This is a genomic window from Corynebacterium sp. HMSC11D10, assembly GCF_001806995.1.
Lineage (GTDB): Bacteria > Actinomycetota > Actinomycetes > Mycobacteriales > Mycobacteriaceae > Corynebacterium > Corynebacterium coyleae.
The window spans coordinates 14,028-38,627 of sequence record NZ_KV787017.1; the positions used below are offsets into that span (position 1 = coordinate 14,028).

Sequence of the window (24,600 nt, forward strand, 5' to 3'; positions counted from 1 at the left end):
GCGCCGACTGTCCGCGCTGCGCTGCCGGCGCCTCTAGCGGTCCGCGAGCTCGCTCTGGATCCACTCCTTGCGAGCATCGCGCTGACGCTTCAGCTCCGCCACCGCCGCGTTCGCCTCCAACCGCTGGCGCTTAAACACCAGCATGGACAGCGGGAACGCCACGATAAGGGCAAGGAGGGCGGACATGATGACGGGCACGGGGGCGTCGATAAGCACTGCAAAGAGCTGAATCACAACTGTCAGCGCAATGAACAACACCAACCGCAACACGCCATACACCGCGACCGCCCTATTCGCGCGCGACTTAGCCTGCGGATCTACCTGCGGAGAAGTTTCCTCATTCACATGGCTAACCCTAACCGGCGGGCAAGTATGTTTAAAACCATGGGAAGATTGCTACTCCTTGCACTGATCATCCTGGCCGTCATCCTCATGTGGAAAGCGTTCGGCCCCGGCTCCGCGCAGCGCTACGGCAGCCAGCGCGGCCTCCAGGAACCCCAAAAGCCGGTCATTAAAGGTCCTGACGATGACGAAGAGTTCCTCTGGAACATCGAGAAGAACCGGTTCAAGGAGCGCCGCGCCCGCGAAGAAGCCGAACGCAAGCGCCGCGAGGACGAGGAACGCCGCCGGCGCCGCGGTGAACTGGACTAGGGGCGGGTTTGCAAATAGTTCCCCGCCCGGGAACTTTCTTGGGTTTGGGAGGAGAAATATTTCACTTCCCCCAGGTCGGTTTTTGAGATCGCGCAAATAGTTCCCGGGTTCCGGCGCGGGCGTGGAACTATTTGTCCCTCCCTGACAGATTTTGCGAAATCTGTCAGGTCCGATTTCTGACCAGGCGCAATGCGGTGCGCTGACAGATTCCGGCGGAAAGTGTCAGTCCGACTCCGCCAGGACAACCTTCAGGCCCAGGGTGTGGGCCACCGAGATGACCTTCTCCCACCGAACGCCGGCGCCGCCGTGCTCGATGGTGTGCAGGGTGGAGCGGGACACGCCGGCGGCGTCGGCGACGTCCTGCTGCAAACGCCCCGAAGCGCGGCGCCGGGAGGCGATTTGCTCGCCGAGGGCGATGAGCACCGGGTCGTCGCTGGCCGGTTTGCCCTGCTTGTTGCGAGGCTTGGTCATCGGTTGGCCTCTTGTTCCAGAACGGCGGGGAGTTTCTCAGACCAGGCCAGGGAGTCGCGCACCCCGTCGGCGATGGAGCGTTCCGGGGTCCAGCCCAACACGTCGTGGGCTTTGTCGGTGCGAGTGGCGCAGCCGACTACGTCGCCGGGGCGGGCCGGGCCGGTGGCCACGGACAGTGGGGTGCCGGTGGCCTCACCGAAGGCCTCGGCGAGTTCGAAGACGGTGGTGCCCTGGCCGGTGCCGAGGTTGATGACGTCGTAGCCGTTGGAGATGTCGTCGAAACGCTGCAGGCAGGCGACGTGGGCGCGGGCGAGGTCCCAAACGTGGATGTAGTCGCGCAGGCCGGAGCCGTCGCGGGTCGGCCAATCAACGCCGGTGACGGTGAAGGTCTCGCCGGCGTCGTAGGCGGAGATCATCTTGCCCAACGCATGGGACGGGGCCGGGTTCTGCAGGCCGGTACGCAGGGCCGGGTCGGCGCCGATGGGGTTGAAGTAGCGCAGGGCGATGGCGTTGAGGTGGCCGGTGGCGGTGTCGTCGCGAAGCACACGCTCCAACAACCACTTCGACGCGGCGTAGGGGCTTTGCGGGTCGACGGGGCTGGATTCATCCACCATGTAGTCGGGGCCCGGCTCGTACATGGACGCGGTGGACGACAGGATGAAGCGTCGCACGCCGAAGCGCTCCATGACGGACAGCAGCGTGATGGCTTTGGCCACGTTGTTGTCGTAGTACTCCAAGGGCCGCTCGACGGACTCGGGGACGACGATCTTGGCGGCGCAGTGGACCACCGCGAAGATGTCGGGATGGTCCGTGAACACCCGCTCCAGCAAAGCAACATCAGCGACGTCACCTTCGTAGCAGGCGAAGCGTTCGCCGAAGGTGCGCAGGCCGGTGGAGAAATCGTCCAGAATCACCGGCGTGATGCCGGCGTCATCGCAGCAGGACGCAATGGTGGAGCCGATGTAACCGGCACCGCCGGTGATCAGCACCTTCACTAGTTCAGCCCTGCGTAGGAGTGCAGGCCCGCGATCACGGTGTTGACGTAAGTCATGTTGAAGATTGTCATCGCCATGGCGAACACATTAATCCACGCCGCAGCGGTGGACTTCCAGCCGGCGGTGGCGCGGGCGTGGAGGTAGGCGGCGTAGAGGATCCAGGTGATCATGGAGACGGTTTCCTTCGCGTCCCAACCCCAGAAACGGCCCCAGGCGACCTCGGCCCAGATGGCTCCGAAGACGATGCCGATGCCGAACAGCGGCAGGGTGACCACAGCGGTCTTGTAGGCGATCTGGTCGAGCGTCTTCGCGGACGGCAGCGGGCGTGCGATTGCGCCGAAGAAGCCGTGCTCTTCGCCGCGCGGCTGCCACATGCGCAGCAGGTACAAAAGCGCGAACGCGCCGGAGACCAGGCCGATGGATGCGCCGATCGCCGCGGAGGACACGTGGACCGGCAGCCAGTAGGACTGCAGGGCCGGCACCACCGGGGCGGCCTGCATGTGGAACACCGTGGAGTTGAGGAACATCGCGATGACCATCGGGAACAGCAGCCACGGCCAGATGGTGTGCCAGCCCTTGCGCTGCACCACCACGGCGGCAACGACCATGATCACGGCGGTCATAAACAGGATGTACTCGTACAGGTTGCCCAACGGGAAACGCTTCGCGCCGAGGCCACGGGTGATAAACGCCACCACGTGCAGCGCCACGCCCACCCAGACCAGTGCCTGGGTCATGCCGGCCCACTTGCGGGCGCTGGCCACTTTGGCGGTGTACTCCGAGTCATCGAGCGGCGATTGCGTATCGACGACATCCGGCCCGCCAGCACCAACCAACACCTTCTTCTCAGCCTTCTCGGCCTTCTCTGCCAAAGCCTCGCGGCGGACGTCGATGACTGCCGTGACGCGTCCGTAGTAGATGAAGGACATGATCAGCGCCACGATGTAGATGATGAATGCGGTGCGGAATGTCAGGTCGGACAGCTCCGCCATGGTGGTGTTGACAAGCATAGGTCTTAACCTACTCCACCGGGCACCTATTTTCCAAGGTCATAGGGGTCAAATTCTTCTTCGTCTTCGCGACGGTCGAGGTGTGATTCGTCGCTAAGAAGCTCTGCGGCGAGCTCGTCGAACTCGCGTCCCCACCCCGCGCGGTCCGTGCGGGCGAGGCCGGCGATTTCCACGGCGGTGTGGCCAGGAGTGTCGGATGGGCGCAGGCGGATCCAGATGCGGCGGCGTTTAATCGCTAGCGAGCCGGCGAGTGCAAGCAGCATGACGGTGGAGGCGATCAGCGCCCAGATCTGGGTGGTGTCGCGCGAGATTTGGTAGTTGGCGTATTCGGCGGCGCCGTCGAAACGCACCTTCACCTCGCCGCCGTCGGTGTCCACGGTGGCTTCGGAGCCCGGGGTCAGCTGGACGCGGGTGACTTTCTGCAGCAGGCCTTCGGCGACGAGCGCCTGGTCGAGCGTGAAGATGTTCTGCGGACGGCCGGTGTCCAGGCCAGCGTCGCCGACGTAGACGTCGACGGAAATCGCCGGGTCATCCATCGTGGGGAAGGCGGACTGCAACTGGTCGCCGTTCGGGCCGGTCCAGTTGGCGGTGGGCGCGAAGTTGCCCTCGATGGCGATCTGGTTCTTGCGGCGCTCCCCCAAATCCGGGTACATGCCGGCCGGTGGATCGAAACGCATCACGCCAGACGACAGGAACGTGGTCACGTCCGTGGGGCGGAACTGCACCATCTGGGTACGGGTCTCCCCGTTCGGCCAGGTGATGGTGATCTGCGGGGCGAAGCCGTGGCCTTGCAGGTAGATGCGGTCGCCGTTGATGCGCAGCGGGCCGTTGACGGTCAGAGTGGCGCGATCCCATTCGTCCTGCGGCGCGTTGAGGTCGTCGGTGTAGGTCACGTCCGAGGAGAACTCGTTGGCTTGGCCGTTGTTGAGGTATTTCGCCTTGAAGTCTTGTGATTCGAAGCAGAAGGGGGTCAGGCCGGTGCCGTCGAAAAATGGCCCGGCGCGGAACACGTCGAAGTTGGCGGGCGAGGTGTTGCAGAACACGCGGGGCTGTTCGACGGGGATGGCGTTTTCGTGCTCGGAGTTGGTGATCACGATGGCCTGGCCCTCGTAAAACACCATGCGGCCTGCGGCGAAGGCGACGATCATGCCGACGATGCCGATGTGGAAGATCAGGTTCATCAACTCACGCGTGTAGCCGCGTTCCGCCGAGATGGAGAACACGCCCGCGCGGTCCTCGTCGGGTTGGTATTCGGCGACGTGCCAGCGCTTGAGCTTGTCGCGCACTTGCTTTGCGACGACCCCCTCGTCCCCCTCAACCACACCCTCCGTATGCATTGGCATGCGGGACAGGTAGCGCGGAGCGCGGGTCGGCTTGGCGTTGTAGGCCCGCCAGTGGTCCATGGAGCGCGGGATGATGCAGCCGATCAGGGAGATGACCAGCAACAGCACGATGGCAACAAACCAGGTGGAGTTGAAGACGTCGAAGAGCTGCAGGCGGTCGTAGATGGGCCCCATGGTGGGGTTGGCGCGCAGGTAGTCGTCGACAAGCGTTGCGCTGACTTGGCGCTGCGGCAGCAGAGCACCCGGCACGGACGCGAGCGCGAGGATGAACAGCAGCATGAGTGCGGTGCGCATGCTGGTGAGCCAGTGCCACGCCTTGCGCAGCCAGGTTTGTGCCGTCTTCATTTAGATGATCGTCCTTCCGAAACCGTCGACGAGTTGGCGCGACCAGCCGATGAACGCGTCCCATGCGCCGGTGAGCAGCATAAGCCCGACGAGGATCATGGCGATGCCGCCTGCGATCTGGATGGCGCGCGAATGCTTGCTTAGAAAGTCGATGGAGCGCACAGCTTTCGACGACCCCAACGCCACCAGCAGAAATGGCAGGCCTAGGCCGATGCAATACGCGACGACAAGCAGCACGCCGCGGGCTGCGGTAAGCCCCTGGGTGCCAACCGACACCGAGATGATCGACGCCAACGTCGGCCCCAAACACGGCGTCCACCCCAGCGCGAACACACCGCCGAGCAGCGGCGCGCCAAGGATCGTGGTCCACTTTTTGGGCTGCATGCGGGTGTCGTTTTGCAGCGCCGGCACCGCACCCATGAACACCAGGCCCATGAGGATGGTGACCACCCCGCCGATGCGGGTGAGCGTCTGGGCGTTGAGCGCGATCGCGCTGGCCGCGCCGAACACCGTGACCGTGGCCAGCAGGAACACAACCGTGAACCCGGCGACGAACAACGTAGCCGCACCGGCGACCGCCCAGTGTTTGCGGGCCACGCGCGGGCCTTTGTCGTCCATGGTCATCTCGCCGCCGACCACGCCGGTCAGATACGAGATGTAGCCCGGCACCAGCGGGATCACGCACGGGGATGCGAACGACACCAACCCGGCCAGCGCGGCAGCAAGCAGGCCGAACAGCAGCGGGCCGTCGGTGACGATGTCGGCAAGGCCCACCTAGGCCTCCTCAGCCAAACGGTCAACAACCTCGATGATGCCATCCGCAGTCACCCCGCGTAGGAACACCGCGGCCGGACGGTGTTGCTTGTCCAGCACGATCGTGGTCGGGATCACCGAGGACGGCACGCCACCGAGCGAGGCGGCGGTCTTAAACGGCGGGTCGTAGATGGACGGGTAGGTCACGCCGTTGTCTTTGACGAAGTCCCGGGCAATCTCCGCATTGGAGTCGCGCACGTTGATGCCCAGCACGGTGCCCTGCCCGTTGGCCTGCAGGTGCTGCTGGATCTCCTCGAGGTCATCCACCTCCGCACGGCACGGCGCGCACCACTGGCCCCAGGCGTTGAGCACCACGATCTGGTTCTCAAAATCCGACAGTGCGATCGTCTGGTCTGGCTCCATGAGGGACTCGCCCTCAAAACCGGCAAGGGGCTTGCGCTCCGCCTCGTCGTAGGTGATCTCCGTCTGGCCACCTGGGGAGTGGAACGAGAAGGTTCCGCCCTGGTCCGCCGACGAGCTCGAGCAGGCCGAAAGCGCCAGCGCCGCCGCGCAGCACGCAGTGGCGATAAGCTTCCGCTTCTTCGTCATGGTGTTTACCTAGATCTCCTGGGCTGGGGTGTTGTAGGCCCAGTCAACAACACGGCCACCTTCAAACACAAGTGACGTCACGCTGGCCAGGTCGCACTGGCGGCTCATGTGCGCCAGCGTCTTACCCTGCACCTGGCGCTGCACCATGACAATGGGCAGCTGGTGGCTGACCATGACGGCCTCGTGGCCTTCGGCGATGTCGCGGGCGTCGATCACGGCCTCCCACATGCGCTCCAGGATGGCGTCGTACGACTCGCCCCAGCTCGGCTTGAACGGGTTGGTCATGTGGCGCCAGCGGATCGGATTGGCCAACTGGGTGCGCCAGCCCTTGGTACGTAGGCCCTCGAAGGTGTTGCCGGCCTCGAGGATATCCTCGCGGGTCTGGATCTCGCAGCCGGTCACCTCCGCGATCGGTTGCGCCGTTTCTTGCGCGCGCTCGAGCGGGCTCGCCGCCAGGTACGTCACGTCGCGGCCTTCAAAGAACTTCGAGGTGACCAGCGCCATGGACTTGCCTCGCGACGACAAGTGGTAGCCCGGCATCCGCCCGTAGAGGATCTTCTTCGGGTTGTAGACCTCCCCGTGGCGTACCAGGTGCACAATCGTCCGGGACTGCCCGCCCGGGTTCAACGCGTCGCTCACTCCGGCGCCACCGCCTGGGCGGCTGCCTTCGCCGCGGCACCGAGGGCGTCCTCGATGCGGCCGAAGTCCTCGTCGGTCAGCGCGGTGGAGACGAACCAGGTCTCGAACGCGCTCGGTGGTGCGTACACGCCAGCGTCCAGCAGGGCGTGGAAGAACGGTGCGTAACGGAACGTGTCCGCTGCCTGCATGTCGGCGAAGTTGTGGCCCTCGCCCTCAGCAAAACGCACGGACAGCATGGTCGCGGCGCGCTGGATGTGGTGGGCGACGCCTTCACGGGTGAGGGCGTCGTTAAGCAGCTGCGCGAGCGTATCCGCGTTGCGGTTCAGCGTCGGGTAAATGTTCTCGTTGGCCAGACGCAGCGATGCCAGGCCGGACGCCATGGCAACCGGGTTACCGGACAGGGTGCCTGCCTGGTAGACGGGGCCGTTCGGCGCGAGCTTCTCCATAATGTCGCGGCGACCACCGAACGCGGCTGCCGGCAGGCCGCCGGAGATGACCTTGCCAAAGGTGGTCAGGTCGCCGGCGACGTTATCCACGCCGTACCAACCGGAGTAGGACGTGCGGAACCCGGTCATCACTTCGTCGATAATGAGCAGTGCACCGTTGAGGTGTGCGACCTCCTTGAGCTTCGCGTTGAAGTCGTTCTGCGGCGCGACGGTACCCATGTTGCCGGCAGCGGCCTCGGCGATGATCGCAGCGATCTGGCCTTCGTTCTCACGGAAGGCGCGCTCGACGGCCTCGATGTCGTTGTACGGCACGACGATGGTGTCCGCAGCCTGCGCACCGGTTACACCCGGCGAATCCGGCAGGGAGAACGTTGCAATGCCGGAGCCCGCAGACGCCAACAGCGCGTCGACGTGGCCGTGGTAGCAGCCCTCGAACTTCAGAATCTTCGGACGGCCGGTGAAGCCGCGGGCGAGGCGCACAGCAGACATGGTGGCCTCGGTGCCGGAGTTGACCATGCGCACCTCGTCCACGGACGTGCGGGAGACGATGTGCTCGGCGATCTCCACCTCAGCCTCCGTCGGCGCACCGAAGCTCAGGCCGTTAACCAGGGCCTTCTCTACCGCCTCGATGATCTCCGGGTGGGCGTTGCCGTGCACCATCGGGCCCCAGGAGCAGACGAGGTCGACGTACTTGTTGCCGTCGACGTCGATAAGTTGCGAGCCATGCGCACTCTGGATGAAGCGAGTCTGGCCGCCAACCGAGCCAAACCCGCGCACAGGCGAGTTCACCCCGCCCGGTGTGAAACGTTGCGCGCGCTCGAACAATTCGGCCGAACGCTGCGTATTGCCTGAAGTCGGGTTCTGGGAAGTCATGGTTGTCTATCGTAGGCCATATGAAAATTGCGTTTTTAGGCCTTGGCCGTATGGGAACTGAGCTCGCGCTCAAACTTGTCGACGACCACTCGCTGACCGTGTGGAACCGCACCGCCGAAAAGACCACTCCCCTGGTCGAACGTGGCGCGCGTGCCGCCGAGACGCCGGAGGAGGCCGTCAAGGGCGCGGACCTTGTCATTACGTCGTTGTTCGGCCCGGACACCGTCCGTGAGGTTGTCATCGAACCGTCCCTCATCCCCGAGGGCGTGACCTGGGCCGACTCCACCACGATCTCCCCGGAGGACGCCGCCGAGTTCGCCGCTGCCGTCCCCGGCTACGTCCACACCCCGGTGGTCGGCTCGCTGCCGCCCGCCCGCGCAGGCAAGTTGGGCGTCTACGTCGGCGGAGCCGATGCTTCTCGACGATCCACCGTCGCCGACGTCGTCGCCCCCTGGGCCGCCGCCAACCCGGAGCGTTTGAAGGTTGTCGATTCGGCCCCAGCCGCCGCCACCGGCAAGCTCTTGGCAAACCTGGCGTTGGCCGTGACCATCCAGGGCTTCAAGGAGGCGTTGGTTTTGGGCGAGTCGCAGGGCCTGGCCCCGGAGCAGGTTGTGGACATGCTCGGCTCGACCGGCCTCGAGTTCATCGTGAACATGAAGAGCCCGTTCCTTCTGGGTGAGCGCTCCACTTCGCCTGGCGACTTCACCGCCGACGCCATCGCCAAGGACGCCCGCCTCATGCTGGCCACCGCCGACAAGGACCTGCCGGCCGTCGCCGCAGCGCTTGCCTCCCTGGAGGAGCAGCAGGAGGCCGGCCGCGGCGACGAGGACTTCTCCACCGTCGTGGTCAACCGGTAGGGGGTTGGCCCTGCCTCTCCCTCAGCCCCTCTTCTAAGAAAGTTCCCGCTCAGGGAACTTTCTTCACCCCGACAGGCAAGAAGATTCACTTTCCCCAGGGAAGACGGCAACCAGAACGAAAATAGTTCCACGCCCCAACCGGGAGCGTGGAACTATTTTGCGTTGGCGACCATTTTCGCTACTTGCCTGCCTCGAGCTCGTTGCCCACGGCCTCGACGGCGCGCCCTTTCTTCTTCGACTGGTTGCGGAAGATACCGAAAAACACCACGACCAACAGCGCAATTGCAACCCAGTTGGCCACCTTGGCGTACTGGTCCAGGACCTCCACGACCGGCTCACCGATCCACCAGCCCAGTCCAAGGTAGAGGAACGACCAGAGGGTTTTGGAGATGAAGTTCAGCACCATGAACTTCCACAACGGCATACCCGAGATGCCCATGAACACGAACACCACAAATGCGATCGGCAACGGAATGGGCACGTACGCCAGGAAGATACCGATCCAGCCGAGCTTGATCGCCCACCCTTCCACGCGCGCGATGTTCTTCGCCGCGCGTTTCGAGTTCGCCGCCTGCACGTCCAGGATGCCGCGACCCCAGAGTTTGCCGGCCCACCAGTAGATCCAGTCGAACTTGATATTCACCAAGGACCCGATGAGCAGGTAGATCAGCCAGTGGGGCGCCTCCCCCACCGCGGCGAGCGCACCGGTGGAGGCGGCGCCGACGCGCGAGCCGGTCAGTGCCAGCAGGACCGGTGGGTGCAGCCCGAGCAGCCATGCACGCAGCGGGATCATCGCCAGGCCGAAGATACCGACGAAGCCAAACCAGGCCAGGCACCAGTAGTCGGCTTTGGTGGGCTTGCCGTTCCAGGGCAGGCCTTCTTCTTCCCACCATTCCTTCTCGGCGGGTTCGGTGGGTGCTGCGGCACCAGCAGCGCCGGCAGCTTCGGCGGCTTCGGCAAATTCGGCGGTGTCGCGCTCGTTGGCGTGTTCTTCCATAGGTGATCAACCTAGCGGAGAACCCACATTTGCCCCTAGCCACACATCGCCCATCGGTGCTAGCATTTTGACAGCATAATTTGGATCGTAAGGAGGCAGCATGGGCGCTATCCAAAAAAGCAAAGCGACGCGCATCACGCGTCGGTCTGAGACCATAGTCGCTGAAAAGCCAGAGAAGACCGTAACGTTGACTATCCGTGGCGTCGACGAGAGAGTGCGCCACAAGATCAAACTTCAGGCCAGTATGAATGGACGGTCTATGGAGGCAGAGGTACGTCATATTCTGGAAGAAGCAGTCCGACCTGTAAAGGCTGGCTTGGAGCTTTTCGAGCTCTCCCAAGAGGTGGGAGGTATGGATGACCTCGCCGGTGTTATGGATGAAATGGTCACTGCCCGTCGCGGCGGTCAATCATGATCATCCTTGATACGAACGTTGTTTCAGAGCTTTGCCGGAAGGCTCCGCACGAAAACGTCAAACGATGGGCAGCCACCACAGACCCGAAGCAGTGCATTACTTCCATTACAGTCGGCGAGATTGTCCGAGGCGTTCGGAGTTTGCCGTCAGGTGCCCGACGGAACGAAATTCAGCACGTTGTCTTCTGGCAATTGTCTAATTTCGAGCAGCGCAACGGTGTCCTTGCTTTTGATACAGACGCTGCCTGGGCATTCGGCGAAATCGTCGTGGAGCGAAAAAGGATGGGTCGCCCGATCCATGACGCCGATGCGATGATCGCCGCGATTTGTCGCGCCCACGATGCCTCGCTTGCCACCCGTAACCTCAAGGATTTTGAGGGTACGGGTGTTACGGTCGTCGACCCCTGGGAGGATGCCTAAAGCAGTTGCTTGGCGACGACACGCGCGTCCGCCACAACCGCCGGCACACCCACGCCACTCGCCCAGGCGCCAGTGACTGAGATGCCGTCCACCTTGTCGATGATGTTTCGGACGTTGGCCACGGTGGCGAGGGGGTGTTCGTCGAAACGCGGCAAGCCCCCGAACCAGCGGTGGACGAAGATCTCTTCCAAGCCGGCCTCGCGGCCGTCGAAGCCGGTGATGGTTTTCAGGTCGTCGAGCGCCCAGTCCACCAGGTCGTCTTCGGTGGCGGTCAGGGCGATGTTGTCGCCGAAGCGGCCGAAGCTTGCGCGCACGATGGCGCCGCCGCGTTCGGCAAGGTGCGGCCATTTACGCGAGGAGAAGGTGAACGCCTTTGCCTTCACGTCGTCGGCACCGGTGGCAACGAGCACGCCCGAGTTCTGCGGCAGGCCCTCGTCGGTGGCAAACCGCATGCCGACGACTGCCGAGTTGGCCAACTTCACCGACTGCAGCTCCTGCGCCGCCTCTGGGGCGACTTCCTTGAGCAGCAGCGCCGCGGTTGGTGCGGGTACGGCGAGGATGATGTGGTCGTAGACGGTGTCCTCGCCGCCCTTGAGGCGGAAGCCGTTGCCTTCGCGGTGAATCTCCGAGATGAACGCGTCGATGTAGATGTCCGCCCCAGACTGCTCTGCGAGGGCTTCGTAGAGTTCGTGGTAGCCGTCGCGGAACGTGTTAAAGACCGCGCCCTGGCCGGTGGGCAGCTCCGCGCGAGAGCGCTCCAGGTTGGCTACGGCGGTGGACAGGTGCACCTTCCCGTCGCCGGCTGCGGCGAGACGGTCGAATTCTTCCGCCAGTTGTGGGATGGTGGCGCGCACGCCCAGGTCGTCGGCGGTGCAGGAGTACACCCCGCCAAGCAGGGAGGACAGGATCACGTCGACGACTTCGTCGCCGTAGCGCTCGCGCACAAGTTTGCCGACGTTCATGTCCCCGTCGGTGTCCCAGGTGAAGCCTTCGCGGTTAGCTTCGTCGTCGATACGCGCTGCGGTTTCGGCGCTGACCAAGTGCGCAACCGTTTCGGAGGTAGACGGGATACCCATCACGCCGCCGGTAGGCAGACCGCGGGCCTCGCCGCCGGACCAGATCAGGGAGCGCAACCCGGACGGCTCGACCAGCGAATCACCAAGACCCAACTCGGTGAAGAACTCGACTGCGTCCTTGCGGCGTGCGAGGAATGCCTCGGCGCCCATATCGGTCGGGCCAGCCTCGAACGCGACGGTGTAGAGCTTGCCGCCGATGCGGTCAGTGGCTTCGTAGACGTCGATTTTCGCCTCGTCCGTGTCCTCGTTCGAGCTGAGTTTACGAAGCTCGTAGGCGGCAGTCAGGCCCGCAAGGCCTGCGCCGATAATGGCGATGTTCATTAATTCTCCTCGTGGATGATGCGCACTGCCTCAGTGATGGCGTCCGCATCGGTGGTCGGCAGGACGCCGTGGCCCAGGTTGAAGATGTGTCCGGTGGCATCCCCCGCTTCGACCGCGCGGGCGGCCTCGTTCTTGATGCGGGCGATCTCCTCGCGCGCGACATCGGTGCCGGCGAACAGCAGCGCCGGGTCCAGGTTGCCCTGCAGCACGCGCGGGGAGGCGAAACGCTTCGCGGCGGTGTCCAGCGGCACGCGCCAGTCCACGCCCATGACCTCGCTGCCAGCCTCAGACATGGCGCCGAGCAGCTCGCCGGTGGCCACACCGAAGTGGATGCGCGGGATCTCTCCCGCCACTGAATCCAGGATTTCAACCGAGTACGGCAGGACAAACTCGCGGTAGTCGGCTTCGGTGAGGAAGCCCGCCCAGGAGTCGAAAAGTTGCATCGCGTCGATGCCCGCCTCGACCTGCGTGCGGAGGAACTCGGTGATCGTCGGCACGAGGCGGCGCATGAGCGCGTGCCACGTTTCCGGATCGCCGTGCATCATCGCCTTGGTCTTCTCGTGGTTCTTGCTCGGCCCGCCTTCGATGAGGTAGCTGGCCAGAGTGAACGGCGCGCCTACGAAGCCGATGAGGGCCTGGGTGTCGCTCAGTTCGTCGAGAATAATGCGGATCCCCTCGGCGACTTCCTCCACGGTGTGGTCCAGGATCGGCAGGTTGTCTACGTCCGCACGGGAGCGAATCGGAGCGTCCAGCACCGGGCCCGTTCCCGGCACGATCTCCACCCCAACACCCGCTGCCTTCAGTGGCACCACAATGTCAGAGAACAAAATTGCGGCGTCCATGTCGTGGCGGCGCACCGGCTGCAGCGTGATCTCCGCGAGCAGTTCCGGCATGAAGCACGAATCCAGCATCGGGATGCCCTCTCGCACCTTGCGGTACTCCGGCAAGGAGCGGCCAGCCTGGCGCATGAACCACACCGGGGTGCGGGACGGAGTACGGCCGTAGGCGGCCTCGATGAACGGGGCATTTGCAAGGTCGCGTTTAGTCATAGTGCCTTAGCCTACCTGCGAAAAGCCTAGATCTTGAACCGGCGTGCCCGGCGCGACTTCGCCTCGATGAACAGGGAGCTGCCCAGCATGAGCAGTGTCGCACCGACGGGCGGTAGGGCTCCGGCGGCGGCGAGGACGACTGCGGTGGCGTTGTACGCAACGGCGAAGGCGAGGTTGCTGTTGGCGATGCGTTTAACGCGTTGGGCGTGCTCGATGAGTTGGGGCACGGACATGACGTCTTCGCGGATGAGGACGACTTCGGCGTCGTCGCTCCAGCGTGGCTCTTTGGTGCCGGCGAGGTCGTCTTCGGCGAAGAGGATGCCGGAGTCGGCGACGCGCAGGGTGGGCAGGACGGAGGCGTCGCCGACCATGGCAACGTTGGAACCTTGTGTGTGCAGTGCACGCACAGCATGGGGTTTGTCCAGTCCGTGAATGCCGGCAAGCACTTGGGAGATGCCGAGGAAGTCTGCGAACCGGCGCGCCACCGGGTAGGTGTCGCGGGTGAGCATGACGGTTTCCACACCCATGGATTCCAGGCGGTCGATGGCCTGGATGGCGTCGTCTTTAGCGGGGTCGTACAGCGTGATCACGCCGCGGTCACGTCCACCCCACCGCACGACGACGGGTGTGCCGCCAGTCGTGGCGGCGACGGAGAGTTTGCCGTGGAGTTGCGACAGGTTGGTGGGGCGCCACAGCGATGCCGCAAACGTTTCGGAGCGTGCGTTTTCACCAGTGCCCCACGTTGCGGTAATTGGTCCACCGAATTCGCCGTCCGGTGAGAAGGTGTCGCCGTTGGCTTCGATCCAGTCTGGGATGCGTGGGTCGCCGGAGCGGGCGTCGCGTGCTCCTCGTGCTGCTTTCACAATCGCTTTGGAGGCCGGGTGGTCCGAGTCGGCAGACAGGACGCCGGCGATGCGCAGCACCAGTTCAGTGCTTTCGCCACGTACTGCGGTGACGGTTTCCACATGCATTTCCGGTTTGACCAGGGTGCCCACACGGTTGAAGACGACCATGTCGGTGTCGGCCAGGGTGCGAAGCGCGTTGCCGTCGCGCACAAGCATGCCGTGGCGCACGGCAGAGTCCAAGCCTTGGCGCATGGCAAGTGCAGGTGAGATGGCCAAACTCACGGGTGCGACGACGACCAGGATGGCCAGCGACGTCGCAGCGGCCGTGTTGATGTTGCCGTTAAACAGCAGCCAGAGTCCGAAGTTGAGCACCGCGATGACATAGGCGGTTGGGATCAGCAGGCCCGCGGAGCGAGTCGAGACCATGGTGGCTGCGTTTTGGTGACGTGAGGCGTCGTCAAGCCAGCGCTGCACCGCCGCAAGCAGTGTGGTGTGGCCGACGCGCGCGGCGCGGACTTTGATCTCGCCCGAGGCGAGCACCGAGCCGGCGGTGACGATCGAGCCGACTTTGAGGATTTGGTCGCGGTGCGTATCGACGAGCTCCCCACCAATCCGGCCGGAACCACCAACCACTTCCCCATCGACTGGGATGATGTGGCCCGCGGTGAGCGTGACGTCGTCGCCACGCCTGATCTCTGTTGCAGGCAACTCTTCGGGGCTGGGTGTGCCGCGTTTGTCGCGGTGATCCACGTTGTAGACGTCCTCAGCGCCGGGCCTGCGGGATTCGAGTTCCTCGCGCAGATCGGTGCGCACCTGCATGGAGAAGTACCTGCCGAATAGCAGCAGCGTGGTCACGGTGCAGGACACTTCGAAATACAGCTCGGGGCTGTCTGACATGCGCAGTGGCATCCAGCTGCCGGTGGTGGTGTAGCCGATGTCGCCGACGCTGGTAAACAGCAGCATGGCAAACGACCACACGTAGGACGCCAAAATGGCAATCGAACTCGCGCCGTCTAGCGCCGAGATGCCCCGGCGCACACCACCTGCCATGGCGCGGTGGAACGGGGATGCGCACCACAGGGCCACCGGAGTTGCTAGCGCAAAGCACACCCACTGCCAGCCCGGAAAATCCAGGGACGGGATGTAGGTGAGTAGCAGCACCGGGATGGTCAGCAGCACCGCCACCACAAGGCGCGTCGGTGTGACTAGGTCGCGGGCGGTAAACAGCACGTCGCCTTCACGGCGGGAGCGCCGCGACACCGGACGCACAAACCCTTGCGCACGGGCGATCAGGTTCGCCTCTTCGTTGCGACGATGCTTCGCCCGGCGCGGCATCGGGTGTTCCTGCCAGTAGCGGCCGTGTGCGCGACGCTGCAGGGTCGAGTCGGTCACGGTTGCGGTGACGCCGAAGCGTTCGATGGTGTCGGTGAGCTCCACAAGCGGCGTACTTGCCGGTGCGGTGACCCACGCCATCTTCGTCGGGTACACCAAGCGCGCCGACACACCTGGCAGCGCCTCAAGTGCTTCGGCGATGTCGGTCAGTTGGGGCCCGTCCTCAATACCCTCCAGCTCGAAGGCGTAGGAGGCGTTGGGGCGGACAAGTTCCCCGTCCAGATCCCACGTCGCAGTGCCCGGGTCAATGCCTGCTTGGCGTGCGGCGTGGCGGGCTTCCTCGATGCAATTGTCCAGGTGTTCGTGGTTGCTCACTTACGCAACTCCCCTCCACAGGTCGCCACTTCGCGTATCGACGAACACATTCGCCGCCGGCCGGAACATCCCAAACAGGGCTGCGACAAGCAGGACAACCACCACGATGGAGGCCCAGCCAGCCACGCCGATGAAGAAGCCGGCAACGTTGAGGAACACAGTTGCCCCAATGCCTGCGGCTGCAATCCTTCGCGCAGTCTTCGACCCTTTATGGAAGTAGGCCGCACTCATCGACAGCAGGATGGCCAAGGCGATGTTGCCCCACGCCAAGATGCGCAGATTGAACCGGAAACGTTCGATCAATGCTTCGTCGGCACCTTCGATCATCCAGGTATCCGGCAGCCGGCCAGGCACGCCCTTGACCAGGGTCATCAGCCCGATGACGATCATCAACACCGCACTGGCAACCACCAGGTAGTAGGCGGTACGTAGCGGTCGGGGCCACTGCTCAGTGGCCTCGCCGCTGTACCTACGGTTCTTGTCATTCGGGTCGGAGACCATCGTGGGGAACATGCCTGCCATTGGGGACCTACTGTTCCTTCTCTGTCTTGGCTGCGTCTTTCTTCGACCCATCCTTCTTGGGCGCTACCCAGTTCACGGCGTCTTTGTCCGTGGAGTAGATGATGCCCAGAATGCCGGCCACACCCAGAATGATTTGGACGACACCGTCGATGCCGTAGAACACCACCGGTATGGCGGTGGAGGCGGGCTGCATCATGAACAGCGTGATCATGCGGAGGGCGAAGAACACACCGAAAATCTGCAGCAGCCGGTACGCGTTACCAGCCTGGGAGCTTTTGTTCCGCACGGCGCGCAGCGCGAACACGAACAACAGCAGCACACCCAACTGGATGAGTGTCATGAGGATCAGGGATCCGTAGACGCCCATGTTGATTAGGCCGTCCGAGATTTCCTCGCCACGCTGCTTAGCTTGTTGCTTGGCGGCGTCCCGCAGCGCGGACGGGTCGACGAACGCGAATACGACGGAGAGAATCTGGTGGATTAACTCGCCTGCGATCATCACTGCCCAGCACCGCAGCATCAACTGCACGGCCTCCGGCGGGCCGCCCGGCGTCTTCTTGTCCACGGCGCTGGCGTCGACGTGGCTGGGACTCTTCGGGTTGAGTGGCGGGAGGCTAACCATTGAGCTGCTTTGCTGCTTCGATGGCGTAGTAGGTCAGAATCTGGTCCGCACCAGCGCGTTTAATGGATACCAGCGACTCCATCATGGTCTCTTCGAAGTCGATCCAACCGTTCACGCCTGCTGCCTTGAGCATCGCGTACTCGCCGGAGACCTGGTAGGCCGCCACCGGCACTGGCGACATTTCTGCCACCTTGGCCAGCACGTCCAGGTACGGCAAGGCCGGCTTGACCATGACAATATCTGCGCCTTCGGCGATGTCCAGTTCGGTCTCCAAAAGGGACTCGCGCACGTTTGCGGGATCCTGTTGGTAGGTGCGGCGATCGCCCTTCAGCGACGAGCCGACAGCATCGCGGAACGGACCAAAGAACTTGGAGGCATACTTCGCGGAGTACGCCATGATGATGACGTCCTCAAAGCCCTCGCGGTCGAGTGCCTTACGGATCTCGCCGATCTGGCCGTCCATCATGCCGGACGGGCTGACCATGTGTGCGCCAGCGCGCGCCTGGGACAGGGCGAGGTCGCAGTAGATTTCAACCGTCTTGTCGTTGTCCACGATCTCGTTGCCGTGTGCATCGGTACGCAGCACACCACAGTGGCCGTGATCGGTGAACTCATCAAGGCACGTATCGGAAATGATGACCAGGTCGTCGCCGAATTCGTCGCGAAGCGCCTTGATCCCGCGGTTCAAAATGCCATCTTCCGCAACACCGATGGAGCCTGTGGCGTCCTTATCCGCTTCAAGCGGCACACCAAACAGGTCGATCGCCCGCACACCAGCCTCAAGCGCCTCGTGGCAAATTGCCTTCAGGGAATCCTCGGTGTGCTGGTACACCCCCGGCATGGAGGCAATCTCGCGCGGCGCATCAAGGCCGTCTGCGATAAACAGCGGGAGGATGAAGTCGGCCGGGTGCAGCCTCGTCTCCGCCGTCAGGGTGCGCAATGCGGGGTTCTGCCGCAAGCGCCGTGGTCGTCGGGTGAGCTCAAAATCTGCCATGCGCCACATCTTAGAACGTCACCCGACACGACCCCAGCCGTGCTAGTTGCTCGCTGCCGACTTCCGGCGCTTCTTGCGCGGCGGCGGCAACTGCCCAGCCGCACGCAGGCCAGCAACGTGCTCTGCCAAGGCGTCAATGAGCGACGGGATATCGGCGACCTCCGGGACGACGTCCACACGCAAGCCCTGCTCGCGGGCTTCTGTCTCAGTCACCGGGCCAATGCAGGCGATGATGGTGCGCGCGTGCGGCTTGCCGGCAATACCCACAAGGTTCTTCACCGTCGACGGGGAGGTGAAGCACACGGCATCGAACCCGCCAGTCTTGATCATGTCGCGCGTCTCCGGCGGTGGCGGAGCAGCACGCACGGTGCGGTAGGCGACAACGTCGTCGACCTCCCACCCCTTGGCCTCCAGGCCATCGACCAGGACATCGGAGCCCAGGTCCGCGCGCGGCAGCAGCACACGGCCAACCGGGTCGATATCCTCGACATACTCCGGGAAGATCTCTGCCAGACCAGCAGCGTTCTGCTTTGTACGGTGCGGGATCAGCTCCGGGTACATGCCACGGGCACGCAGCGCATCAGCGGTCTTCTGCCCCACTGCGCCCAGGTGCACGCCGGCAAACGAGCGGGCGTCCAGACCAAGCTCCTCGAACTTGTCCCACACCGCATCAACGGCATTAACAGAGGTAAACAGCACCCAGCGGTAGCGTCCCTCCACAATGCCCTTGATCGCGCGGTCCATCTGTGCCGGGTTGCGCGGTGGCTCGAGCGAAATCGTCGGCACCGACTGCGGGATCGCCCCGTACTGCGTCAGGCGGGCGTTCATCGGGCCAGCCTGCTCCTTCGCACGCGGCACAAGCACGCGCCAGCCATACAACGGCCGGTTTTCCCACCAGGAGTACTTCGAGCGGTCGTCCGCAACAGTGCCAAGCGTAACGACGAGCGCACCCGACAGATCCGCATCCAACTTGCCCACCGTCTGCAACGTGGCATCAAACGTGCGCTGCAGACGCGTCGTTCCGTTCGTCGTAATCGTCACCGGAGTGGCGCCTTGGAAACCGCGCTCCATAAGCGCTTCTGCCATCTCCGCGAGGTGCTCCTGGGTGGCCTGGAACACCAACGGTTGCGGCGCAGACGCCAACTGATCCCAGTCCACCGGACCGTTGGTCAGGTCAGCCTCGGTGTAGGTCGAACCCAACGCAATGCCAGCGAAGGACGGCACCGTCGACGGCAAGGACATGCCCGGCACCACGTGGAACTCCAGGCCAGCGTCTGCAACGGCGGAGATCTCCTCCATCACAGCATCACGGGTCAGCGGATTGCCGGCGACCAGACGGATCACGTCACCATCGCCTGCCTCGCCGTCCTCGATAGACTTCGCTGCCGCGTCGAGCGCCTCGCGCAGCTTCGGCACAATGCCCTCACCTGCCAGGTCGCACTCCTGGAGCTCCGCCGCCGTCGGATCTTCCGGCTTCGGCGGCTTACGGCGCGCACCCGCCGCCTTCGCGTCGGCGCACATCTGCTCGTAGACGGCTTTCGCCTCGTCGAGCTTGGCCTGTGGCACTGGCAATGCTGAGCCAACGAAGTTTCTGACCCCCGCCGACACTTCCGGATCGACGAGTGCGATAGCGTTAGCTTCCATCACCTCGCGGGCACGGACCGTGAGCAGTTCAGGGTTGCCCGGTCCGGCACCCACGAAGATCACCTTCCCCGGCTGGGGGGTGTGAGAGGGCAATGTCATAGAGGAATCTCTTCTAGGCACAAATAACATCCCCCACGCAGACGGATCCACTTAAGCGACCCGTTGCGCGGAGGGGTGTGAACGTATGGTATTTACACCATAAAAGGGATATGCCCCAGAACAAAACCACCGCTACTTCATAACGTCGGCGGCACCGCGTTCAAGCAACGCCTCAGCAGCGCGTCGACCGATCTCCTCCGGGTCCGTACCCTGGACATCTTCCACGAGGGAACGGGACCCATCCAGCGCAAACACACCGGCACGCAGCTCGATGCCGTTCTCCGTCGCACGCGCGGTTGCCGCCACCGGCGCGGTGCAGCCGGCCTCGAGTACGGCAAGTACGGTGCGCTCGGCGCGGGCCTCGGCGGTTGCGGTGTCGTCGATAAGTTTCGCGATTGCTTCGCGGCCAGCCGCATCGTCGACACGGCACTCGACCGCAAGCGCACCCTGGGCGGGCGCCGGGATGAACTCGTGCGGGTCGAAGATCTGGGTCGCCCGGTCGCCGTAGCCACCGCGCACCAAGCCTGCGTACGCGAGCATGATCGCGTCCAACTCGCCAGATTCGACGTAGCCCATGCGGCGCTCAATGTTGCCACGCAACGGACGAATGTCCAGGTCCGGACGCATCGCGCGCAGCTGGGAAATACGACGAGGTGCCGATGTGCCCACGCGGGCACCTTCCGGCAGCTCCGCCAGCGTCAGCCCATCGCGGGCGATGAGCGCCTCGCGGTTGTCCTCACGCTTGGGCACGATGAGATAGGAACGCGGCTCGTACGCCGTGGGCAAGTCCTTAAACGAGTGGACCGCAACATCCACCTCGCCATTAAACAGCGCGTCGCGCAGCGCGGAAGTGAACACACCGACGCCAATGCGCTCCACCGGCGCCTGCGACAGGTCGCCCGGGGTGACCACGATTTTCAACTCAGCCGGGTGGCCAACCGCGCCAAGGTCGTCGCGGACATGGCCCGCCTGTGTCGTCGCCAAGTGTGAACCACGAGTACCAATCTTCAACATTTACTTCTCCTTACCGCGCAGTTCCTCAGGCAGCGGGAGACGCTGCGCCTCCACCGACACCGCCGGCTGATCCAGCCCGAACAGTTCGGTCACTACCTCTTCCACACTCACTGTCTCCTGCGCCGCCGCAAGTTCCTTAATCTTCACCGTCGGCGCGTGCAGCAGCTTGTCCACGACCCTACGGACCGTGCGCTCAACCTGCTCAAAATCTTCCTCAGACATATCCGGAAGCCGGGTGCGAAGTTTCTGCAGCTCCTGACCAGAGATCTCCGCAGCGTTTCTGCGAAGCCTCGTCACCGCCGGGGCCACCCCACGCACCCGCTGCTCGGAGGAAAACAGTTTCACTTCCTCGTCGATAATCGCCTCTGCCTCGCGCAACGCACAGGAATCCTCGTTGGCCGTGTTACGCATCTGCTCGTGCAGATACTCGATGTTGACCAGGTGCACGCCGTCGATGTCAGTGACCGCGTCGTCGATATCGCGCGGCAACGACAGGTCCGCCAGCATCACCGGACCCGCAATGTCCTCCGGCGTAATGGTGAAGCCGTCAGCCGCCGTCGCGGACACCACAATGTCCACCCCACCCATCGCGTGCGAGCGGTCTTCAAAGTCCACAACCTCCGCCGGCACGCCCGCCTCGCGGGAATGTCCAGCAAGGCGCTCGGCGCGGTCGCGCGTGCGGTTGGCAATCACCAACCCGTCAATGTCGCGCTTGCCCAGGTGCGTCGCCGCCAGCGAACTCATCGCGCCAGCCCCCAACACCAGAGCTTTCTTCCCCTTGAAGTCTTCAATCCCCATCAGCCCCATCGCCTCATCCAAGGCGGCGGTAACCATGGACGCGCCCGAGTCGTCGATAGTGGTCTCAGTGTGCACACGCTTACCGGTATGCAGCGCCATCTGCGCCAACGAATGCAGATTCGGCCCAACCGTGCCACGCTCCGCTGCATCCACATACGCCGTACGCACCTGGCCGATGATCTGCTGCTCCCCCACAACCATCGAATCCAAACCCGACGCCACAGTAAACATGTGCTCCGCAGCAGCATCCGCGTACCGCACGTACAGGTAGCGACGCAGCTCCTCGATGCCCACCCCAGACACCTTCGTCAGCACCGTCAACACGTCCTCCACACCAGCGTGGAACGCGTTGGCCACCGCGTACACCTCGAGACGGTTGCAGGTGGAGATAATCATCGCCTCGGACAACGAAGGCCGCTCAACAAGAGCCGCGGACGTCCCCTCCTGCAGCTCCGTATCCATGCTGAGACGTTCTAGTAGGGACACAGGTGCAGACCTATGCGACATCCCCACGACAAGAACACTCACAAAACCCTCCAGTCCGCGTTGGAAATCAAACTAAAGGATAGCCCCTTACGCGAGGAGCGCCGCCTCAAGGTCTGCGTTGTCCACTTCCCAGCAGGCAAGCTCCTCGCCGTCAATGACGACAACCGGCACGCGATCGCCGTATTCGGCAGCGTTGTCGGGGTCCAGGTCGACGTCGACAAGCACTAGCTCCGCGCCACACTTCTCCACCACCGGAGCAATCTGCGCCGCCACCCGCTCGCACGAACCGCACGTGGACCGCACCATCAACTCCACCGTCTTCATCCGAACTCCTCTACATCGTGTCTGCGGCGCTCGCCGTTGTACGATTGCTCACGCTAACACCGCCACCGAAAGAGTCACGATCGCCATGTCAGAACAGCGGGAATTCCTCGCACAATGGTCAGTCTCTCAAGGAAACCTCCGCCGCTTCCTTGAGGACCTTGCACTGCCCCCGCTTGACGACGACGCCCAGCGCACCGCCGGCCAAGCCGCCGCCGCTGCCGCCGTTGAAGAAACCTTTGGCATCAACATCCAAGACTTCGCCCTCGGCGTCGACTCTGTCGGCGGCGCCTTTAAAACCGCCGGCCGGCAAAAAATCACTCCGCCAGACCCCGAAATCCCACAGGATCTCGAGGCAGCCGCGTTCTTTGACATCGACAACACCCTCATCCAAGGCTCGTCGCTAATCCTGCTTGCCCAGGGCCTGTTTAAGAAACGCTTCATCACCCTGCGCGAACTCGCCCCAGCCCTGTGGAAGCAGATCCGTTTCCGTGTCTCCGGCTCCGAAAACGCCGACGACATCGCCGAAGGCCGCGAGCAGGCCCTTGCCGTGGTCAAAGGCAAACGTGTCGACGAGCTCAAGGAGGCCTGCCAGGAGATCGTCGACAAGCAGATGCTCAACAAGTCCTACTCAGACGTCATCGAACTGGCCTCCATGCACCTCGCCGCCGGCCAACAAGTCTGGTTGGTTTCCGCCACCCCGGTCCAGATCGGCCAAGCACTTGCGGAAACTCTTGGGTTCACCGGCGCACTGGGCACCGTGGCCGAAGAAGAGGACGGCAAGTTCACCGGCCGCCTCGTCGGCGACATCCTCCACGGCCCCGGCAAGAAACACGCCGTGGCCGCCCTGGCCGCGCTGCAGCAGCTCGACCTGAAGCAGTGCACCGCCTACTCCGACAGCATCAACGACCTCCCCATGCTGGAGATGGTCGGCTCCCCCGTCGCGGTAAACCCGGACCGCGCACTGCGCCGCCACGCGAAAGCCCAAGGCTGGGCTATCCGCGACTACCGCTCCGTGCGCCGCGCCGTACGCATGTCCGCCCTGCCGGTGTTGGGCGCTGCGGGAGCGTTCTCGCTGTGGCACCTGTGGAACAAGCGGCAGGAAAGGACTCACCATGCCTGATGCGTTTGCCCTGCGCACCCCGCGGCTTGAGTTGTCGGTACCGACGGATGCGGATATCGACGCCATCTTTGCCATCCACTCAGATCCCCGCACCTACGAGCACCGCCCCGAGCTGACAATGAAGACCCGCGATGAGGCTGTCGAGCTTGCGCGCTCGTGGCAGAACAATTGGGCTGAGCAGCAGTTGGGCTACTACACGGTACGCACCCTCGACGGCGCGACCATCGGCTTTACCGGGGTACGGCACAGCGAGGAAGCCAGCGAAGAAGTCCTGAACCTCTACTACCGATTCGCACCAGAATCGCAGGGCCAGGGCTACGCCAAGGAAGCCGCGGCCGCTGCGATTGCCAGCGCCCGCGAGCGCTTCCCGTCGCTCCCCGTCATCGCCATCATCGACCCTGTGAATGAGGCATCGATTGGCCTAGCTTTGAGGCTCGGACTTGCGTATGTTCCCGGAGCGGGCGTTCCCGGCGACTACGAGGTGTACCGGCTTTCCTAGCTGGGAAAGCCGGCGTTGGTTCGGGCTGTGTGGCCTCAGCCGCGCCACGGCTCCAATGCCCTGATCGGGTATCGTGCATCAACGGTAAAGCGTTGGCACACCACCTGGGTGTTGTCGTGAATACCAAGCTCCCCGATGTACTCCACAAACTCTGGCGAGCGCCAATACTGCTCATGCCCAATGCGCCATTCGTTTGCGTCGGCGTAGCCCTCCCCCTCGGCGATGGCATGCTCGTCGCTCACGTCCGCCAACCGGTAAATCTGAACCTCAGTCGTGCGGATGACGCACACCACGTTGTCATGTGAGTCAAGGACGGCCTCGAGGGCACCCACTTCCTCATGCGGCTGATAGTCGTTGGGGTATTCAGCCAGCAAGGATGCTGTCGCAGTTTTCGTGCCGTCCAGGATGGCGTTGACAAGAGCGTCACGGAGCGGGCCTGGAAAGGCGAACTCGCCACGAGGCAACTCCGAAATGGGCTCTAAAGCATCCCGATTCATACGTTCATATTAGGCAGCGAGGCTCACCGTCCTTGGTGTCGCACTGTTATGCCTCGTAGTTTTGGGTTTCCGCAATCCTGGACAGTCGTTTTCCGCTGATCGTCTAGCTCTGTGGTTGTGGAACCAGACGATGAGCTCCTTGTTGACCATGGTGTTCGTT

27 protein-coding genes are annotated in these 24,600 nt (G+C 63.7%); 6 read left to right on the forward strand and 21 right to left on the reverse strand.

What is annotated here, in order from left to right; genetic code table 11:
• Nucleotides 1–33 precede the first annotated feature (33 nt).
• A complete protein-coding gene (locus HMPREF3120_RS00285) occupies nucleotides 34–345 on the reverse strand; it encodes a DUF4229 domain-containing protein (RefSeq protein ID WP_070421723.1) in 312 nt (103 codons plus the stop codon).
• Between the two features lie 39 nt (nucleotides 346–384).
• Here HMPREF3120_RS00285 and HMPREF3120_RS00290 point away from each other — a divergent pair, with 39 nt between their 5' ends.
• The gene (locus HMPREF3120_RS00290) at nucleotides 385–651 is read left to right on the forward strand and encodes a hypothetical protein (protein ID WP_070421775.1); all 267 of its coding nucleotides are present in this window, start codon (nucleotides 385–387) and stop codon (nucleotides 649–651) included.
• A 222-nt stretch (nucleotides 652–873) separates the two neighbouring features.
• On the opposite strand, the gene HMPREF3120_RS00295 is transcribed toward HMPREF3120_RS00290, so the two are convergent.
• From HMPREF3120_RS00295 to hemL, 8 genes are read right to left on the reverse strand one after another with little or no spacing between them, the layout of a single operon-like run.
• Complete coding sequence (locus HMPREF3120_RS00295; protein WP_070421722.1) at nucleotides 874–1,122, reverse strand: helix-turn-helix domain-containing protein; 249 nt, start codon at nucleotides 1,120–1,122, stop codon at nucleotides 874–876.
• Nucleotides 1,119–2,117 carry a UDP-glucose 4-epimerase GalE gene (gene galE / locus HMPREF3120_RS00300; RefSeq protein ID WP_070449633.1) on the reverse strand — a complete coding sequence of 333 codons (999 nt, stop codon included), beginning with the start codon at nucleotides 2,115–2,117 and terminating at the stop codon, nucleotides 1,119–1,121. Before galE ends, HMPREF3120_RS00295 begins: the two co-directional genes overlap by 4 nt.
• Nucleotides 2,117–3,127, reverse strand: coding sequence for a c-type cytochrome biogenesis protein CcsB (gene ccsB / locus HMPREF3120_RS00305; RefSeq protein ID WP_070449634.1), 1,011 nt, complete (start codon nucleotides 3,125–3,127; stop codon nucleotides 2,117–2,119). The genes galE and ccsB overlap by 1 nt, the downstream gene beginning before the upstream one ends.
• Before the next feature lie 26 nt (nucleotides 3,128–3,153).
• Nucleotides 3,154–4,815, reverse strand: a complete 1,662-nt coding sequence (locus HMPREF3120_RS00310) for a cytochrome c biogenesis protein ResB (RefSeq protein WP_070449636.1) — start codon at nucleotides 4,813–4,815, stop codon at nucleotides 3,154–3,156.
• Entirely contained in the window at nucleotides 4,816–5,589 is a 774-nt protein-coding gene (locus HMPREF3120_RS00315; protein ID WP_070449639.1) for a cytochrome c biogenesis CcdA family protein, read from the reverse strand.
• Nucleotides 5,590–6,177, reverse strand: a complete 588-nt coding sequence (locus HMPREF3120_RS00320) for a TlpA disulfide reductase family protein (protein WP_070449641.1) — start codon at nucleotides 6,175–6,177, stop codon at nucleotides 5,590–5,592.
• A gap of 9 nt (nucleotides 6,178–6,186) precedes the next feature.
• The gene (locus HMPREF3120_RS00325; protein WP_246815384.1) at nucleotides 6,187–6,816 is read right to left on the reverse strand and encodes a histidine phosphatase family protein; all 630 of its coding nucleotides are present in this window, start codon (nucleotides 6,814–6,816) and stop codon (nucleotides 6,187–6,189) included.
• A complete protein-coding gene (gene hemL, locus HMPREF3120_RS00330; protein WP_070449644.1) occupies nucleotides 6,813–8,135 on the reverse strand; it encodes a glutamate-1-semialdehyde 2,1-aminomutase in 1,323 nt (440 codons plus the stop codon). The genes HMPREF3120_RS00325 and hemL overlap by 4 nt, the downstream gene beginning before the upstream one ends.
• 20 nt (nucleotides 8,136–8,155) lie before the next feature.
• Here hemL and HMPREF3120_RS00335 point away from each other — a divergent pair, with 20 nt between their 5' ends.
• Nucleotides 8,156–8,992: an NAD(P)-dependent oxidoreductase gene (locus HMPREF3120_RS00335; protein WP_070449647.1), complete on the forward strand. Its 837-nt coding sequence runs from the start codon at nucleotides 8,156–8,158 to the stop codon at nucleotides 8,990–8,992.
• Between the two features lie 178 nt (nucleotides 8,993–9,170).
• Here HMPREF3120_RS00335 and HMPREF3120_RS00340 read toward each other — a convergent pair whose 3' ends face one another.
• Nucleotides 9,171–9,989 carry a DedA family protein gene (locus HMPREF3120_RS00340; RefSeq protein ID WP_083284702.1) on the reverse strand — a complete coding sequence of 273 codons (819 nt, stop codon included), beginning with the start codon at nucleotides 9,987–9,989 and terminating at the stop codon, nucleotides 9,171–9,173.
• A gap of 100 nt (nucleotides 9,990–10,089) precedes the next feature.
• Between HMPREF3120_RS00340 and HMPREF3120_RS00345 the strand changes: the two genes are divergently transcribed.
• Both HMPREF3120_RS00345 and HMPREF3120_RS00350 read left to right on the forward strand, forming a co-directional pair.
• Nucleotides 10,090–10,404, forward strand: coding sequence for a FitA-like ribbon-helix-helix domain-containing protein (locus tag HMPREF3120_RS00345; protein WP_141739316.1), 315 nt, complete (start codon nucleotides 10,090–10,092; stop codon nucleotides 10,402–10,404).
• The gene (locus tag HMPREF3120_RS00350; RefSeq protein ID WP_070449650.1) at nucleotides 10,401–10,823 is read left to right on the forward strand and encodes a type II toxin-antitoxin system VapC family toxin; all 423 of its coding nucleotides are present in this window, start codon (nucleotides 10,401–10,403) and stop codon (nucleotides 10,821–10,823) included. Before HMPREF3120_RS00345 ends, HMPREF3120_RS00350 begins: the two co-directional genes overlap by 4 nt.
• Here HMPREF3120_RS00350 and HMPREF3120_RS00355 read toward each other — a convergent pair.
• The 10 genes from HMPREF3120_RS00355 to HMPREF3120_RS00400 all read right to left on the reverse strand — a co-directional run bounded on the left by HMPREF3120_RS00355 (nucleotide 10,820) and on the right by HMPREF3120_RS00400 (nucleotide 22,324).
• Nucleotides 10,820–12,220: a protoporphyrinogen oxidase gene (locus HMPREF3120_RS00355; RefSeq protein ID WP_070449651.1), complete on the reverse strand. Its 1,401-nt coding sequence runs from the start codon at nucleotides 12,218–12,220 to the stop codon at nucleotides 10,820–10,822. The genes HMPREF3120_RS00350 and HMPREF3120_RS00355 overlap by 4 nt on opposite strands.
• Nucleotides 12,220–13,269, reverse strand: coding sequence for a uroporphyrinogen decarboxylase (gene hemE, locus HMPREF3120_RS00360; protein WP_070449654.1), 1,050 nt, complete (start codon nucleotides 13,267–13,269; stop codon nucleotides 12,220–12,222). The genes HMPREF3120_RS00355 and hemE overlap by 1 nt, the downstream gene beginning before the upstream one ends.
• 26 nt (nucleotides 13,270–13,295) lie before the next feature.
• Entirely contained in the window at nucleotides 13,296–15,821 is a 2,526-nt protein-coding gene (locus HMPREF3120_RS00365; RefSeq protein WP_070449656.1) for a heavy metal translocating P-type ATPase, read from the reverse strand.
• Complete coding sequence (locus tag HMPREF3120_RS00370) at nucleotides 15,822–16,343, reverse strand: hypothetical protein (RefSeq protein ID WP_070449659.1); 522 nt, start codon at nucleotides 16,341–16,343, stop codon at nucleotides 15,822–15,824. It abuts the gene before it with no gap.
• Between the two features lie 7 nt (nucleotides 16,344–16,350).
• Entirely contained in the window at nucleotides 16,351–16,965 is a 615-nt protein-coding gene (locus HMPREF3120_RS00375) for a hypothetical protein (RefSeq protein ID WP_070449662.1), read from the reverse strand.
• Entirely contained in the window at nucleotides 16,958–17,959 is a 1,002-nt protein-coding gene (gene hemB / locus HMPREF3120_RS00380) for a porphobilinogen synthase (RefSeq protein ID WP_371325692.1), read from the reverse strand. The genes HMPREF3120_RS00375 and hemB overlap by 8 nt, the downstream gene beginning before the upstream one ends.
• Nucleotides 17,960–18,001: 42 nt before the next feature.
• On the reverse strand, nucleotides 18,002–19,702 hold the full coding sequence (locus HMPREF3120_RS00385; protein WP_070449664.1) for a bifunctional uroporphyrinogen-III C-methyltransferase/uroporphyrinogen-III synthase: 1,701 nt from the start codon (nucleotides 19,700–19,702) through the stop codon (nucleotides 18,002–18,004).
• A gap of 132 nt (nucleotides 19,703–19,834) precedes the next feature.
• Nucleotides 19,835–20,716 carry a hydroxymethylbilane synthase gene (gene hemC, locus HMPREF3120_RS00390; RefSeq protein ID WP_070449667.1) on the reverse strand — a complete coding sequence of 294 codons (882 nt, stop codon included), beginning with the start codon at nucleotides 20,714–20,716 and terminating at the stop codon, nucleotides 19,835–19,837.
• The gene (locus HMPREF3120_RS00395; RefSeq protein WP_083284703.1) at nucleotides 20,717–22,042 is read right to left on the reverse strand and encodes a glutamyl-tRNA reductase; all 1,326 of its coding nucleotides are present in this window, start codon (nucleotides 22,040–22,042) and stop codon (nucleotides 20,717–20,719) included.
• A gap of 45 nt (nucleotides 22,043–22,087) precedes the next feature.
• The gene (locus tag HMPREF3120_RS00400) at nucleotides 22,088–22,324 is read right to left on the reverse strand and encodes a glutaredoxin family protein (RefSeq protein WP_070449672.1); all 237 of its coding nucleotides are present in this window, start codon (nucleotides 22,322–22,324) and stop codon (nucleotides 22,088–22,090) included.
• Between the two features lie 85 nt (nucleotides 22,325–22,409).
• Here HMPREF3120_RS00400 and HMPREF3120_RS00405 point away from each other — a divergent pair, with 85 nt between their 5' ends.
• On the forward strand, nucleotides 22,410–23,444 hold the full coding sequence (locus tag HMPREF3120_RS00405) for an HAD family hydrolase (protein ID WP_070449674.1): 1,035 nt from the start codon (nucleotides 22,410–22,412) through the stop codon (nucleotides 23,442–23,444).
• Nucleotides 23,437–23,943 (forward strand): GNAT family N-acetyltransferase, encoded by a 507-nt coding sequence (locus HMPREF3120_RS00410; protein ID WP_070449676.1) that lies wholly within the window; start codon nucleotides 23,437–23,439, stop codon nucleotides 23,941–23,943. Before HMPREF3120_RS00405 ends, HMPREF3120_RS00410 begins: the two co-directional genes overlap by 8 nt.
• Nucleotides 23,944–23,978: 35 nt before the next feature.
• Here HMPREF3120_RS00410 and HMPREF3120_RS00415 read toward each other — a convergent pair whose 3' ends face one another.
• On the reverse strand, nucleotides 23,979–24,440 hold the full coding sequence (locus HMPREF3120_RS00415) for an ASCH domain-containing protein (protein WP_070449681.1): 462 nt from the start codon (nucleotides 24,438–24,440) through the stop codon (nucleotides 23,979–23,981).
• Between the last annotated feature and the right edge of the window lie 160 nt (nucleotides 24,441–24,600).

Excerpts from the sequence above, each read along its gene's own strand:
- hemL (WP_070449644.1), bottom strand. The coding sequence starts at position 8,135 with ATGACTTCCCAGAACCCGACTTCAGGCAATACGCAGCGTTCGGCCGAA.
- hemE (WP_070449654.1), bottom strand. The coding sequence starts at position 13,269 with ATGACTAAACGCGACCTTGCAAATGCCCCGTTCATCGAGGCCGCCTAC.
- HMPREF3120_RS00405 (WP_070449674.1), top strand. The coding sequence starts at position 22,410 with ATGTCAGAACAGCGGGAATTCCTCGCACAATGGTCAGTCTCTCAAGGA.
- HMPREF3120_RS00370 (WP_070449659.1), bottom strand. The coding sequence starts at position 16,343 with ATGGCAGGCATGTTCCCCACGATGGTCTCCGACCCGAATGACAAGAAC.
- HMPREF3120_RS00355 (WP_070449651.1), bottom strand. The coding sequence starts at position 12,220 with ATGAACATCGCCATTATCGGCGCAGGCCTTGCGGGCCTGACTGCCGCC.
- HMPREF3120_RS00340 (WP_083284702.1), bottom strand. The coding sequence starts at position 9,989 with ATGGAAGAACACGCCAACGAGCGCGACACCGCCGAATTTGCCGAAGCC.
- HMPREF3120_RS00345 (WP_141739316.1), top strand. The coding sequence starts at position 10,090 with ATGGGCGCTATCCAAAAAAGCAAAGCGACGCGCATCACGCGTCGGTCT.
- HMPREF3120_RS00310 (WP_070449636.1), bottom strand. The coding sequence starts at position 4,815 with ATGAAGACGGCACAAACCTGGCTGCGCAAGGCGTGGCACTGGCTCACC.
- HMPREF3120_RS00290 (WP_070421775.1), top strand. The coding sequence starts at position 385 with ATGGGAAGATTGCTACTCCTTGCACTGATCATCCTGGCCGTCATCCTC.
- HMPREF3120_RS00335 (WP_070449647.1), top strand. The coding sequence starts at position 8,156 with ATGAAAATTGCGTTTTTAGGCCTTGGCCGTATGGGAACTGAGCTCGCG.
- hemC (WP_070449667.1), bottom strand. The coding sequence starts at position 20,716 with ATGTTGAAGATTGGTACTCGTGGTTCACACTTGGCGACGACACAGGCG.
- HMPREF3120_RS00400 (WP_070449672.1), bottom strand. The coding sequence starts at position 22,324 with ATGAAGACGGTGGAGTTGATGGTGCGGTCCACGTGCGGTTCGTGCGAG.
- HMPREF3120_RS00415 (WP_070449681.1), bottom strand. The coding sequence starts at position 24,440 with ATGAATCGGGATGCTTTAGAGCCCATTTCGGAGTTGCCTCGTGGCGAG.
- hemB (WP_371325692.1), bottom strand. The coding sequence starts at position 17,959 with ATGGCAGATTTTGAGCTCACCCGACGACCACGGCGCTTGCGGCAGAAC.
- HMPREF3120_RS00295 (WP_070421722.1), bottom strand. The coding sequence starts at position 1,122 with ATGACCAAGCCTCGCAACAAGCAGGGCAAACCGGCCAGCGACGACCCG.
- HMPREF3120_RS00350 (WP_070449650.1), top strand. The coding sequence starts at position 10,401 with ATGATCATCCTTGATACGAACGTTGTTTCAGAGCTTTGCCGGAAGGCT.
- HMPREF3120_RS00375 (WP_070449662.1), bottom strand. The coding sequence starts at position 16,965 with ATGGTTAGCCTCCCGCCACTCAACCCGAAGAGTCCCAGCCACGTCGAC.
- HMPREF3120_RS00385 (WP_070449664.1), bottom strand. The coding sequence starts at position 19,702 with ATGACATTGCCCTCTCACACCCCCCAGCCGGGGAAGGTGATCTTCGTG.
- HMPREF3120_RS00320 (WP_070449641.1), bottom strand. The coding sequence starts at position 6,177 with ATGACGAAGAAGCGGAAGCTTATCGCCACTGCGTGCTGCGCGGCGGCG.
- ccsB (WP_070449634.1), bottom strand. The coding sequence starts at position 3,127 with ATGCTTGTCAACACCACCATGGCGGAGCTGTCCGACCTGACATTCCGC.
- HMPREF3120_RS00410 (WP_070449676.1), top strand. The coding sequence starts at position 23,437 with ATGCCTGATGCGTTTGCCCTGCGCACCCCGCGGCTTGAGTTGTCGGTA.